The 11,968-nt window shown below is 43.1% G+C and carries 14 protein-coding genes and 1 pseudogene; 9 read left to right on the forward strand and 6 right to left on the reverse strand.

Annotation, left to right across the window (positions count from 1 at the left end):
• Positions 1-370 precede the first annotated feature (370 nt).
• Both B3014_RS01380 and B3014_RS01385 read right to left on the reverse strand, forming a co-directional pair.
• Positions 371-1,666 (reverse strand): MFS transporter, encoded by a 1,296-nt coding sequence (locus B3014_RS01380; protein WP_289245425.1) that lies wholly within the window; start codon positions 1,664-1,666, stop codon positions 371-373.
• A gap of 106 nt (positions 1,667-1,772) precedes the next feature.
• Positions 1,773-2,919 (reverse strand): annotated as a pseudogene (locus B3014_RS01385) (IS3 family transposase).
• 376 nt (positions 2,920-3,295) lie between these two features.
• Here B3014_RS01385 and parS point away from each other — a divergent pair.
• Complete coding sequence (gene parS, locus B3014_RS01390) at positions 3,296-3,799, forward strand: type II toxin-antitoxin system Xre/ParS family antitoxin (protein ID WP_289245424.1); 504 nt, start codon at positions 3,296-3,298, stop codon at positions 3,797-3,799.
• Positions 3,796-4,305, forward strand: a complete 510-nt coding sequence (locus B3014_RS01395) for an RES family NAD+ phosphorylase (protein WP_289245423.1) — start codon at positions 3,796-3,798, stop codon at positions 4,303-4,305. The genes parS and B3014_RS01395 overlap by 4 nt, the downstream gene beginning before the upstream one ends.
• A gap of 2 nt (positions 4,306-4,307) precedes the next feature.
• Here B3014_RS01395 and B3014_RS01400 read toward each other — a convergent pair whose 3' ends face one another.
• The 3 genes from B3014_RS01400 to B3014_RS01410 all read right to left on the reverse strand — a co-directional run bounded on the left by B3014_RS01400 (position 4,308) and on the right by B3014_RS01410 (position 6,882).
• Positions 4,308-5,432, reverse strand: coding sequence for a hypothetical protein (locus B3014_RS01400; RefSeq protein WP_289245422.1), 1,125 nt, complete (start codon positions 5,430-5,432; stop codon positions 4,308-4,310).
• A gap of 48 nt (positions 5,433-5,480) precedes the next feature.
• Positions 5,481-6,410, reverse strand: coding sequence for a DUF2971 domain-containing protein (locus B3014_RS01405; protein WP_289245421.1), 930 nt, complete (start codon positions 6,408-6,410; stop codon positions 5,481-5,483).
• Between the two features lie 292 nt (positions 6,411-6,702).
• Entirely contained in the window at positions 6,703-6,882 is a 180-nt protein-coding gene (locus B3014_RS01410) for a hypothetical protein (RefSeq protein ID WP_289245420.1), read from the reverse strand.
• A gap of 315 nt (positions 6,883-7,197) precedes the next feature.
• Between B3014_RS01410 and B3014_RS01415 the strand changes: the two genes are divergently transcribed.
• The 4 genes from B3014_RS01415 (at position 7,198) to B3014_RS01430 (ending at position 8,684) form a co-directional block, all read left to right on the forward strand.
• Positions 7,198-7,695 (forward strand): hypothetical protein, encoded by a 498-nt coding sequence (locus B3014_RS01415; RefSeq protein ID WP_289245419.1) that lies wholly within the window; start codon positions 7,198-7,200, stop codon positions 7,693-7,695.
• A gap of 2 nt (positions 7,696-7,697) precedes the next feature.
• Positions 7,698-7,916, forward strand: coding sequence for a hypothetical protein (locus tag B3014_RS01420; RefSeq protein WP_289245418.1), 219 nt, complete (start codon positions 7,698-7,700; stop codon positions 7,914-7,916).
• Between the two features lie 236 nt (positions 7,917-8,152).
• The gene (locus B3014_RS01425; protein WP_289245417.1) at positions 8,153-8,407 is read left to right on the forward strand and encodes a type II toxin-antitoxin system Phd/YefM family antitoxin; all 255 of its coding nucleotides are present in this window, start codon (positions 8,153-8,155) and stop codon (positions 8,405-8,407) included.
• On the forward strand, positions 8,397-8,684 hold the full coding sequence (locus tag B3014_RS01430) for a type II toxin-antitoxin system RelE family toxin (protein WP_289245416.1): 288 nt from the start codon (positions 8,397-8,399) through the stop codon (positions 8,682-8,684). The genes B3014_RS01425 and B3014_RS01430 overlap by 11 nt, the downstream gene beginning before the upstream one ends.
• Positions 8,685-8,703: 19 nt before the next feature.
• Here B3014_RS01430 and B3014_RS01435 read toward each other — a convergent pair whose 3' ends face one another.
• Positions 8,704-9,180 carry a hypothetical protein gene (locus B3014_RS01435; RefSeq protein WP_289245415.1) on the reverse strand — a complete coding sequence of 159 codons (477 nt, stop codon included), beginning with the start codon at positions 9,178-9,180 and terminating at the stop codon, positions 8,704-8,706.
• Between the two features lie 207 nt (positions 9,181-9,387).
• On the opposite strand from B3014_RS01435, the gene B3014_RS01440 reads away from it, so the two are divergent.
• From B3014_RS01440 to B3014_RS01450, 3 genes are all read left to right on the forward strand, one after another.
• Positions 9,388-10,550 (forward strand): IS3 family transposase gene (locus B3014_RS01440; RefSeq protein ID WP_286304156.1). Its coding sequence is split into 2 segments (ribosomal slippage): positions 9,388-9,643 and positions 9,643-10,550, totalling 1,164 coding nucleotides; the frame shifts between segments, so codons are not numbered across the junction.
• Positions 10,551-10,943: 393 nt separating this feature from the next.
• Positions 10,944-11,651: a hypothetical protein gene (locus B3014_RS01445; protein WP_289245414.1), complete on the forward strand. Its 708-nt coding sequence runs from the start codon at positions 10,944-10,946 to the stop codon at positions 11,649-11,651.
• Positions 11,648-11,953, forward strand: a complete 306-nt coding sequence (locus tag B3014_RS01450; protein ID WP_289245413.1) for a hypothetical protein — start codon at positions 11,648-11,650, stop codon at positions 11,951-11,953. The genes B3014_RS01445 and B3014_RS01450 overlap by 4 nt, the downstream gene beginning before the upstream one ends.
• Positions 11,954-11,968: the final 15 nt, after the last annotated feature.

Consider the following 11,968-nt stretch of genomic DNA (forward strand, 5'->3'; position numbering starts at 1 on the left):
CACGGTTTAGTCAAGCTGGAACAAACACCGCTGGATTTATCCGATGAAGTCAAAGCGTTGTTTGGTTTTTTTGAAGCGCTAGCAGAAGACCACAAAGTCGCACTAACCATAGCTGGTCAAGCATGACCAATTCATGGCGATAAAGCCATATTGCGCAGAGCAATATCTAACCTAGTTTCCAACGCCATTCGCTTTACTAAATCTGGGAAAAGAGTACTGGTACGACTGGATAATCCTTCAATCGAAACATTGACTAGGTTTCTCCGCTCATTTTCTTTCAGAAAGTATCATCGGCTAATATCCTTCTTATGAAAGTTTTAGAAACTTACTGTAATAGCTCCATTTTAAAACGGACACTGGGTTGACATGGCTATTTAGGATGCAGATTGTCTATTACATAATGATGAATATGCTGTCGCCCAGATAATGCTATGTGCGGGTGGTTATCAGCTAGATCATCATGTCTATGTATGAACTTTTTAGAGTCATTTAATGGCCATAACCTGATTGCTGAAATGAGCGCAATCAATGCAAGGCTGGCAAGCACAACCAAAGTTATCTTCAAACCGGCAATCGATCCAAGCCAGCCAGCCAGCGGATAGGCAACGAGCCAACCGGCATGGGATAAGGAGAACTGGGCAGCAAAAAGTGCGGGTCGGTCCACCCCAATGGATGATTTTATTAACAATCTGCCGACGGGTGTCTGTACAGCCGAAGAGCCAATGCCAAGCAAAGCCCAGACCGGGATCAGCCATTCAAAGCTGTCTATAGCGATGGCCAAAAGCATTCCTGAAATGAGGATACCCGCTCCCGTTAACATGACCCGACGATCCTGCCATCGCTTGAGCAAAGCAGGTAAAGTCAACGCCGCCAACATTGAACCTCCACCAAATGCCGCAAAGGCCATTGCCGTATGCTGATCTGTCAGGCCGAAGTGGCCCTTCACCAGTACCACAGTGTTAACGATCACCATGGCACCGGCCAAGCTGACAACAAAGTTTAACGCCATTAGTCCCTTTAACCGGGGCGTTGCAGCAAAGATTTTGAATCCGCGCCGGGCACGCTCATAAACGCTGCGATGCTTCTCCGGTTTGACACCTGATGGAATAGCTACAGAGACTACAAGCAACGCTGAGGCGATGAAGCCAATAACGGTTCCCGAGAATAGCCCATGCCAACTTGTAACCAGCAAGAAAACTGCTGCCAGAGCCGGGCTAATGAGGTTTTCCAAATCATATGCAAGGCGGGACAGCGATAGAGCCTTGGTGTAATCATCTTCATCCGGAAGCGTATCCGGGATAATCGACTGAAAGGTTGGGGTAAATGCTGCAGAAGCAGATTGAAGTACTGCGATCAGCACATACACCTCCCAGACTTCGGTAACAAAAGGCAATGCAAGCGCTGTTACAGCACGAACAATATCCAACGACACCAGCATCGCCCGGCGTGGGACGCTTTCCGCTAACGCCGAAGCAAGCGGTGCGATCAATACATAAGCGATCATCTTGATGGCCATTGCCGTGCCCAGCACCTGGCCGGCATCATTACCGGCCAGATCAAACGCCATAAGAGTAAGTGCAACAGTTGCCAAGCCGGTTCCCAACAAGGCAACAACCTGTGCGAAAAACAGGTGCCGATATGTGCGATGCATCAATATGTTAAACATGGTTCACCTTAATTTTATGAATATTGGCAATAGCTTTAATTGTTCATAGTGGTCAGTGTTTAAGCACAAATGCGTCCCCAAGACATTGCAGTATGTAATTCGGGTTCTACCTCGTTTCCACGGACGGTTTAAAAACGGTTGATAACTTCATATCGTACTTAGCAACTCTTCGTCTCATCCGAGGATTATGAAAACGCTCAATATAGTCAAATAAATCAGCTTTGGCAGAATCCAAGGTTGGGTAACGCATTCGGTTTGTCCGTTCTCTTTTGAGTACACCAAAAAAGCCTTCACAGGCAGCATTATCGCCACAATGACCGACCGCACTCATCAATGTATTTTTACTAAGCAATCGCTGGTAATCGCCGCTTCTGAATAGACTGCCTCTATCAGAATGTAAAATAACAGGCCCTCTTCCCTGGCTTTGCCAAACAGCCATTTCAACGGCGCGTAATACCATCTGTCGATCTTGCCGGTGATGCATTGACCAGCCAATCACCAGCTTGCTGAACAGATCGAGTACAACACACAAATACAGCTTGCCTTCGCCTGTTTTGATTTCAGTGATGTCGGTGACCCACTTAGTCTCTGGTTCCAGAGCCATGAAGTCTCGCTCCAACAAATTATTAACACCAGGCGGTGTTAATAATGGCGGTTTCTTCTGTCCCCGTTTCTTTTTTCTCGGCCATTCCTGAAGTCCGGCAACCGTCATTAAACGTGCAACCCGATTTTTGCTGGCTGTTTCACCTTCAATTGTCAGATCTTCATGCATTCGCGGTGCACCCAAAATACCGCCACTATCTGTATGAAGTTCACGAATGCGCGTCAGCAATCGATTGTTATCATTCTGTCGGTCACTCGGTAAACGTGCTTCCCAGCCGTAATAACCGCTAGCGGAAACCTCCAGACAACGACACATTAAGCGTACGGGAAACTCGACGCGACACCGTTGGATCGCCTGATACTTCAGGACGACTCCCTGGCAAAGAACGTCGCCGCTTCGCGTAAAAAATCCCGTTCCTTCTTCACTCGCGCCAGTTCACGTTTAAGAAGGGCAACTTCTTCATCTCTGGGACTACCCGTACCATTAAAGGCCTGCTGGCCATTCTGATCTGCTTCACGTCGCCATCTCGTTAGCAGATTTGGAGCAAGCCCCAGTTTTTGAGCAATCTGGGCACAGCTAAACCTGGCTGCCGGGTTTATTCAACAGCACCACGTTTGAACTCTGGACTGTATTTTCTTCTCTTCGACATAAACATTCCTTTTGCCCATTATCAGGCTTCTTTGAAGTGTCCGCAAAATCGGGGTAGAGCCCCTAGGGATTGTATTTGTTCTAGGTTGGTATCCTAGAGGGGCTAAACAATTATCCTTAGCTCTTTTGCCAATTATTTTGGGCTGTATTGGGCTTAACTACTTACATCAACAGCTTTTAAATCAAGTATCAAACTAATTCCAGTGGACGATCCAGATAGTTTCGTCAAACTAATGATTCACCAGATTAATTATTTTAATGTGTCCAGCAACGACGATCAGGGAATGCTATGTAGCTCTATGTCATCTAAATATTTCACCATTTGCCATATGGCGCTATAATATAGGCCAGATGGCATACAGCCAAAGGGGAAATTTATGTCAGAAAAATATATTGAAATTGAAATGAAGCCTAAAGCTGGGAGAAGAGTTAAGCCTGCTCATGTTACAAAATACTCAACGCCACTGCCAACTCCCGAAGAAATAATGATAAGTGTTGGATTTTCTACCAATAATAAACTGCAACTTATTCAGCAAATAAGACGAGGTGTAGCAGTTTCTTCGCTATATGCACTGGCCGATAGACTAAGCATTGGCGTGAATGAAATGAGTGAGATAGTCAATATTTCAGCAAGAACATTTACCAGAAGAAAGCGTGAAGGTGTGCTTCACGCCGATGAAACGGAACGCGTTTACCGACTTGCTGATCTCATGGCTAGAGCAACCGAAGTGCTGCATAGTAATGAAGATGCACAGCATTGGCTCAAAACTCCCAAAAAAGCATTGGGAGGTGAAACGCCTCTTAAACTGGCTGATACAGAATTAGGAGCGAAAGAGGTTAAAGACTTACTGGGTAGAATTGAGCATGGTGTCTTTTCATGACAGACATTACTGCTGTCCGAATTATTCAAAATCAATTAGCTTCAAAAACAGAGGTGATCAACGGTATTAAAGTTCCTGCAGCATTTACTGGAGAAGGTTCTAGAAAGTTTGGAGGAAGATGGAATTCTATTGGGACTCCAATAGTTTACACAGCTGGTACTCAGTCTTTGGCAATCTTAGAAGTTGTTGTTCATGTTGAATCTGAAAGACTGTTAGAGCACTATTCATTGTTTGAGGTAAGCTTCGATCAAAGTCTTGTATTAGAGCTTTCGCTCGATAGTTTGCCTGAAGATTGGCAGAGTGACCCAGCAGCGGAATCGACTAAAGTAATCGGTGATCAGTGGGTAAAACAAGCAGATTCTCTTATTCTACAGGTGCCAAGCACTATCGTTAGCGATACACCAAACTACATCATCAATCCTTATCATCCAAATTTAAACAAGCTCAATATTATTGGGCCTATACCTTATCCCATTGATCCTAGAATTAAGCAGACCCGTTCTTAAAATCAGATTATCCCTTTATTCCTTAAATAGAATTCTAATTTCTTACGAAGTATAAGATTTATTCTAAGTGCATTACGAATAGCTTTAACCAGTCTCACTGGCTCAATGGATAAGGCACCCTCTACGTTTTTAAGATAGTTTGCAAAGAATTCTGCTTCTTCCAATGTACATCTCTTCACATCCAGTGGATCTGCTGTGATTCCCATATAGGTTTTACGGTCAACAGTCGGGATATCACAGTAAACAGGCGGGTCTATATAAACCGATTTATCTCTGCACACAACATATTCGTTATTATCTTGTTCCGTTCTTAGAAACAACTCTGCTTTGTCAATAAAGGTCAGTATGTTTGCATAGGCAACTTCAGCTGATTCGCCTATCCTCTCAAAGTATTCTGCCTCTCTTGATCGTTTCGTCATTTCATATTGTTTTTTAAACTTTTTGGCATCTTCATAATGCTCACTCATTGATGCTTCATCGAGAGTATCTGGGCTTTTATCAGGTTCCATGAGGCTCTTGAGAAAGTTAACTGAGCGAGATATCGCCTTAACCTTAATCATTAGCAGCACTAATGAGAGTAGAGCAAACAAGGTTCCGATCCTTACAGCAAATATATCTGCTGACATGGCTCCATCAAATGCTACCCGCTTATCTTCATAATAATAGCCAGTGCCTTGTAGAATCGTTTCCAGGTAGAACCTGGCATAGTTACTAGAGCTGTGTGGAGATACCAGTTTGACATCATCTGATGCGAGTTTAGGTATCACAATTTCTTTTTGCTCAACATAGATCATGGGTGTGCCTTTACCCTCAAAAGTGACAACCTCTTCACTCAAAGCGGGTCTACCCTGTTCATTTAGAATCGGGAATTTAGCGGTCACCGGGACTGTACGATTTAAAGAACCCAGATCAGAGATGCTTTCAAGCCTTGTTGGCTCTGGAATATAACCAATAACTCTTTCTTCATAAGCTACTGTCTGTGTGGTCACTTCTACTGTCGTAATAGGTGTACTAAGCCAATAAAGTCCAAACAGGACATAGCCAGTGACCAGACCAATTCCAGCAGAGACTTCATTAACAAAGCTCAGATTCCTTTCAATCCCACCAAACCATTTTCTTTTAATCATTTTCTGGTCTTTATTTGCCTGGCATATACTGGCCGTAATTGAGACTAATTAATCATCACAAGGTCCGAATATTTCAATTCCTGAACGAGCTGTTAATGGTAATTGGCCGCAGTCTTCTATATCCGAGCGTCTTAGTTCAAAGCTATCCCCTGTTAAGCTCATTTGATAAAACGAAATGTCACGGGGTTTAAGTGCATTGATAACAGCATGAATGACAGATAACGAGCATCGTAGACCAAAGATAATTTCCACTAAACATAGAGGAGAATCTTGTATGCCTACTTCTCCTATTAATCGCCACTCTTGTTCATATTGCCAAGGTTCAGCTTTACGTAAGAGTGTGTTTTGATCTAAGGCTTTCTGAGCTTGTATATCATGATGTAAAACTGCTTTAGCAATTAGACTGGTCTTGATTGTTCTTGCACCTCCATAAAGCACTTTATGAAGTGATGGTTCAGGGTTTCTATTTAATGAATAACCCACACAAAACCCTTTATGCTGGTCACCATAATGACTCCAGAGTAAGGGGTTAGAGTACTCAGCTGAAAAGCAGCATATACCACGGTTATTTTGCTTTAAAAGTTCGCTATGTATTCCATGGTGAAACATCCCACATTCCGCCTCTTCAACCGAGCAAGTGTAGTCCGGATTAGTAGCGTAATGCTCAATCCTTCTTAGTTCATTTTCGGATGACTGCTGTGCTTGTTCTTTAGCATGTGAGTTACTAATTTTATCGGTGAGATTGGTTGCTTGAAGAGAGTTTGTTACTTCTTTTTCGACTCTTTTCTGTATTAATGAGCTTAGTATTTGTCTTAATGTTTCTCTATCTGAGTCTCGCTCTACAGCTGGATTACAGTCCAGTGGGTCATTAAAATTTGTAGGATCGGAAAAATATAGCTGGTCATGGCATAAGGCATCAAGGGAAAGGGCATTGAATGCTTGATATCGATAAATGATTTCAGGGTTGCTTTCTCTCATTCTAAATCCTTTAATCCAAGATATTCCTTAAAAGCCTTGATATGCCTTGAGTACAGCATTTTATGATAGCTGGAGCTATTACTTGCTAATAAAAAAGCCCCTACCCGAAGAAGGTAGAGGCTTTACTAAATCCCAGTAGGAATTAGCTCTTATGCGGTTCTGTCACTATGTTTGTCTTTGTGCTTACGCTTCTCATCTACTCTGGTTGCATAGTTACCAAGGCAAATGAAAAACGCTAAAATTAGAACAGCACCTATTACTAATTCCGGCTTTATGTATTCTAAAATAGTCATCATTCATTTCCTCCGTCTCTAAACTTAATACCATAGTAAATCAAAACGCCTCCCAACAATATAGCAATGAAAGCGCTAGCCAGTGATTCACCACTATTAGCAAATGCTAACCCGATGAAACCTGCAGTAATGACATTGGTGCCTACCTTAATGGAAGCTTCACCTGCGTCTTTCCTCATAGACATTCTCCGAAAATAAAAAAGGGAGAATGCCCCCTGAAGGGAATTCTCCCTTCAGGGTTGAGGTTAACTGCGTCCGTAGAAGCAGCAACATTATGTAAGATACCAACCGTAGTCAGTATCCGTTGAGCACAGCGTTAAAGCAGCTGTGGCACTTCAGGTACTTGAGTAATCAAGTACGCAGAATCAATGACTTAATAATAACATAATCCGCTTTTTACAGCATCTCTTGGCCTCCTGTTCATACTTGCGTGATCACAAAGCTGGGATAACCTTAAATCTGGTATTCAGCCATAGTGAGTTAGTGGAGAATTAATGAAAGAACTTGAAGAACAATTTAGCTTTACACCCGCCAGCACGTCCCCCTTGGACACAGGTAAATATGTGTTGATCAGCAATCCATCTATCTCGATACACGACTCCACCCAATACGGTGGTGGTTACGCCCCAGGTGTCGATAATGGCGATGGAACGTTCACTGCCCATATAGCACGTGACAACCTCATTGATGCTATGCAGAAGTGTATTGAAATTGCAGCTGCAGGTGAGCCAGGAAAAGACAGTAAACCAGTTAAGAAGAATGTGCCGATTACCATTATCAAGCGAGTGATTACCTTCTCCCCTGCCGGTGAGCATCCCAAAGCCAGTGTTGTTATGAAGGTGCCAGGGAAGCCAAAAATCACTAAACGCAGCAGCAGCTGTATTCACTTCGCTATCGGTGAGCGTTCGTTCATTGCAGATAAAGCGTCTTGGATGTCTCGCAAGGAAAATGGCTTTATCTATGCCTTGGAATCAGGCGTTACAGGGATTTAACTATGTCGAGAAAAACGTTAATAGAACATTTAAACAATGAGTGTCTTACAGAGACATTCACTTTTTTTGGTGTGATGGTTTGGGCTAAGCCAGATGAACTGGAAGAATGGAAAGAAGTATTTCATGTGCTGGTGGATGAAGGTGTGATTATTCCAGTAGAACAAAAGATGCTGGGTATAGTTTATCGGTATGTAGGTGAATTTGACGCGGAGTTAATCTAAACATAACTAAAAAAGCCCCACCCTGTGTACGGCATAAAATGTTCTTTTATAGGGATAGTGGTTATGAATGTTACTAATACATAAAGCATCTTTATATGGTCATTTAAGTGTGCTATATTGAGCTAATAGAGGGTAGCTGGTTTGGTCAAGGAAGCCTGATCAGTTAAGGAGCAAAAAACCATGATGGGCTGACTAGGCTGGTGTGATAAGCGTAGTCAGGAAGAGGAGTAGCGGAGATGAGAAAGGTAAGTGCCGTCTTGTCTTCAGTGACTATTGGTATTACAGAGCTTAAGCGTAATCCGATGGTTGTTGTCGACGAATCAGATGGGGAAACTGTTGCTGTTTTAAACAGGAACAAAGCGGTGTTTTATGCGGTTCCCGCGGAAGCGTATGAGGCGATGATGGAGCGGCTGGAAGATGCAGAACTTGCTGCCCTTGTGCGTGCGAGGGAGCACCAGCCTCGTATAGAAGTGGATTGGGATGACCTATAGTTTAAGATTTACTGAAGATGCCAAGAAGGAATGGGACAAGCTTGATGCGGGGATCAGAAAGAAGCTCGCAAAAAAGTTGAAAGATCGGCGTGAAACACCTCGGGTACCGTCGGCGAAGCTTACTGGAATGAAAGATTCATACAAGATAAAGCTTAGAGATGATGGTTATCGACTGGTCTATACGGTTGTTGATGAAACCATCACCATCGATGTAATTACTGTTGGTAAGCGGAATAAAAACTTAGTTTATAAGAAAGCGTTAAAGCGAATAGGATAAATTAAGTTTATTATCGGTGTCACATATACTTTAGGTCGCGCTGTGAATTTCTATTTTTCCAACATTCTAATAGTCTGAGTTGAGCTGCTGTAAGGTTATTGGACAGTTTGTCTAGAAGTAGATTAAGTTTAAGTAGGTCTTGGCTTTCGTTGAGCCAATCATCCAGAACGATAAAGTTTGCTTGTCTGCCTCTATGCAAAGTATCAGCTAATAAATCCGCAATTGCTCTTGGATGAGTAGCTGCATATGCTTCATCCCCATCAAATTCAATGCCGAGGTTCTTTAAAGCCTGACTGCATTCCTCAATGCCATTACTCTCATATAAGCTATTTGTATTTATTTCGGCACCAATGCCAGCATAGAAACCACGCGTATAACCATTTTCAGAAAAAACGCTTTGAAAGTGCCAATCACCCGAACCGGAAGGTGAAGGGAGATTAAGGGCTGCTAGCCCACTCAAATAGAATTTTGCAGAAGTTTGTTTTAGGTGAATCAAGGGATATACCGACCACTACTTATATAATTCAATTCATAAATAATCACCCCTTACGGGGTGCTATTCTGAAATTAAATGATTTAGGGTTTTCAGGTCGCTCTTCGCCAGCCTAATAGGGCCTCTTCGCATTTTGGATTGCGCAGTGTAGTGGTTTACTGATCCCGGACACCATTTTAGGAGGTACTATGACCTCCACAGAGGTGTTCAATGACAAAACAAAGAAGAAGTTTTACCCCAGAATTCAAGCTTGAAGCAGCCAGCTTGGTTGTTGATCAAAATTACAGTATCCCAGAAGCCTGCCGAGCATTGGACGTGGGTGCGTCAGCGATGCGTCGCTGGGTGAAGCAGTTGGAAGCCGAGCGTGGCGGCGTCACACCGGCATCTAAAGCGCTCACGCCCGAGCAACAACGGATTAAAGAACTTGAAGCTCGGATCAAACGGCTGGAGCAAGAGAAGTTCATATTAAAAAAGGCTACCGCTCTCTTGATGTCGGACGAACTCGGCTCTACACGCTGATAGACCAGTTAAGAGAGCATGGCACCGTGACGTTGATTTGCGCGTTGTTTGATGTGGGCCTGAGTAGCTTTTATGACCGGCAGCAACGCCTCAAACAACCTGATATAGCACGGCTACAATTGCGGGCTAAGGTGAATGAGCTGTTCACCAAAAGTCGCAGCAGTGCGGGCAGCCGGACACTAGTCGACATGTTACGGGATGAGTCCATCAAGATTGGCCGCTTTAAAGTCACTCGCCTGATGAACGAGTTGGGATTGATATGTAAACAACCGGGACCGCATGCCTATAAGCAAGCCACCGTTGAGAGACCTGATATACCGAATGTATTGAATAGAGCGTTTGAACCAGAGAAAGTCAATCAAGTGTGGTGTGGTGACATCACCTATATCTGGACTGGCAGTCGCTGGCATTACCTTGCTGCGATATTGGACTTATATAGTCGCCGTGTTATCGGTTGGGCAACGTCGGCAAGGCCTGATGCAGACTTGGCCGTTAAAGCCTTGGACATGGCCTTTGAGTCACGAGGGAGGCCACAAAATGTTTTGTTCCATAGTGACCAGGGCAGCCAATACGGCTCACGGAAATATCGGCAGCGTTTATGGCGCTATCGAATGACGCAAAGCATGAGTCGTCGTGGTAATTGTTGGGATAACGCTCCAATGGAACGGTTATTTCGTAGCTTGAAGTCTGAATGGTTGCCAAGGCTCGGTTATAGAGGACTGAACGAAGCAATGCGTGATGTGAGTTACTACTTGATGGACTATTACAACTGGCAGCGACCACATCAATTTAATGATGGATTACCACCTGCAAAGGCGGAATATCTGTCTAATCCTGTGTCCGGAATTAGTTGACCACTACATTCATGCTGATAGTAAGTATTAAAGAAACTCTCAGTTAGCATAAATGTGAACCCAAGCATTGATGTTTCAATTAGAAATCCCCTATCAAAGCTTCCAAATGTAATCCATAACAAACTTAATGAATACCATCTAATACGCTTCATATCATGAAAAAATACAAGGCCGGCAATAAGGTAGTACCACACTGCAGTCATCGGTGATACAGACATCTGTTGAATAAAGTCGAACATAAACTTCTCCTGTTTTAATACCAATATTACATAGAATCATATTCACGCAACCCCAAGCTATTTAGTCGGGCTGAAGGAGGCTTGCATGGTTGAAAATCCGTGTTTTGATGGATTTGTCTCTTCGAGATAAATCACTTAACCAGGAGAACTAACTATGCCACTTACAATTCTTGAAACTTTTGTTCAACGAGAACCAATTTCACAAAATCAATACCGAGTCTTTTTCAGAACCCAAAATGGTGACAGGTTCTCACCGGTAAGGGCTATTGATGTATCGGTAATAACTTTTCATGATGAACCATACAAACTCGCTGAGCTATTGGCTATTAAGTATGTATTGCTTCATAAAACATATGTAGGTGTAAATCGTACCGGGAAAGATCTGCAACTGAATGTCTCTTCAGGTGCAATTCGAAAAGCTCAAAAACTACACACTACCAATAGCGACATGCATCTCCATGCACGCTTTCTTCAAACACGATTTGCAGAAGCTTCTATTAAAGTAGCAAGACGAACTGACTGGATAACATTGTTTAACGGTGAAGTTGAAGATATCTCACCTAATGACTGTCTAGATCCACCAATCAAAACTCATATTGGGGATATCCATCTGACTCGTCATGCTGTTGAACGTTTTTGTGAACGGATGTCTATTAGTTCGATCGATAGAGCCTGGCGTCGTCTTTCTAAAATGTTGACATCATCGAACTGGACAATTAAAAAGCCTCAGCGCCCATTACGTGAAGGAAAGCCAAACCGGACCACAGAAACATGGGCCTTAATCCGAGATAATACTCCAGCAATTGATATTGTCATTGTTCGTAACCCAAAGGTAAGTCGAGTTGTGACAGTTATCGCATGAACAGAAATAAAATACTAAAAGAATCGATGAACAAGAAAACTATTTGGCTTATCGCCGGCTTAATAATGTCTTTGCATGCATTTGCAGCTCCTGATTCGTTTGTAGATGCAAAAGCAGAGCTTAGAAGTTTTGTGTATTTTGACCAAAATCATAATGGTGCTATGGGTACGCTTTATTGTGGTTGTGACTGGGATTGGCGCGGCCGTTCCGGTGGGACAATCAATGCAAAAAAATGTGGGTACCAGGTAAGAAAACAGAAGACCCGTGGTGCTCGAATTGAATATGAACATGTGTTATGTTGACTTAGCAACATGTTA

The sequence above is a fragment of the Methylophaga sp. UBA678 genome, from assembly GCF_002299105.1.
In the GTDB taxonomy this organism is placed as follows: domain Bacteria; phylum Pseudomonadota; class Gammaproteobacteria; order Nitrosococcales; family Methylophagaceae; genus Methylophaga; species Methylophaga marina.

Bases quoted from the DNA above. Each gene is read 5' to 3' on its own strand.
- B3014_RS01425 (WP_289245417.1), top strand. From the start codon at position 8,153: ATGAGAAAGGTAAGTGCCGTCTTGTCTTCAGTGACTATTGGTATTACA.
- B3014_RS01420 (WP_289245418.1), top strand. From the start codon at position 7,698: ATGTCGAGAAAAACGTTAATAGAACATTTAAACAATGAGTGTCTTACA.
- B3014_RS01410 (WP_289245420.1), bottom strand. From the start codon at position 6,882: ATGAGGAAAGACGCAGGTGAAGCTTCCATTAAGGTAGGCACCAATGTC.
- B3014_RS01405 (WP_289245421.1), bottom strand. From the start codon at position 6,410: ATGAGAGAAAGCAACCCTGAAATCATTTATCGATATCAAGCATTCAAT.
- B3014_RS01380 (WP_289245425.1), bottom strand. From the start codon at position 1,666: ATGTTTAACATATTGATGCATCGCACATATCGGCACCTGTTTTTCGCA.
- B3014_RS01430 (WP_289245416.1), top strand. From the start codon at position 8,397: ATGACCTATAGTTTAAGATTTACTGAAGATGCCAAGAAGGAATGGGAC.
- B3014_RS01445 (WP_289245414.1), top strand. From the start codon at position 10,944: ATGCCACTTACAATTCTTGAAACTTTTGTTCAACGAGAACCAATTTCA.
- B3014_RS01450 (WP_289245413.1), top strand. From the start codon at position 11,648: ATGAACAGAAATAAAATACTAAAAGAATCGATGAACAAGAAAACTATT.
- B3014_RS01395 (WP_289245423.1), top strand. From the start codon at position 3,796: ATGACAGACATTACTGCTGTCCGAATTATTCAAAATCAATTAGCTTCA.
- B3014_RS01415 (WP_289245419.1), top strand. From the start codon at position 7,198: ATGAAAGAACTTGAAGAACAATTTAGCTTTACACCCGCCAGCACGTCC.
- B3014_RS01400 (WP_289245422.1), bottom strand. From the start codon at position 5,432: ATGATTAAAAGAAAATGGTTTGGTGGGATTGAAAGGAATCTGAGCTTT.
- parS (WP_289245424.1), top strand. From the start codon at position 3,296: ATGTCAGAAAAATATATTGAAATTGAAATGAAGCCTAAAGCTGGGAGA.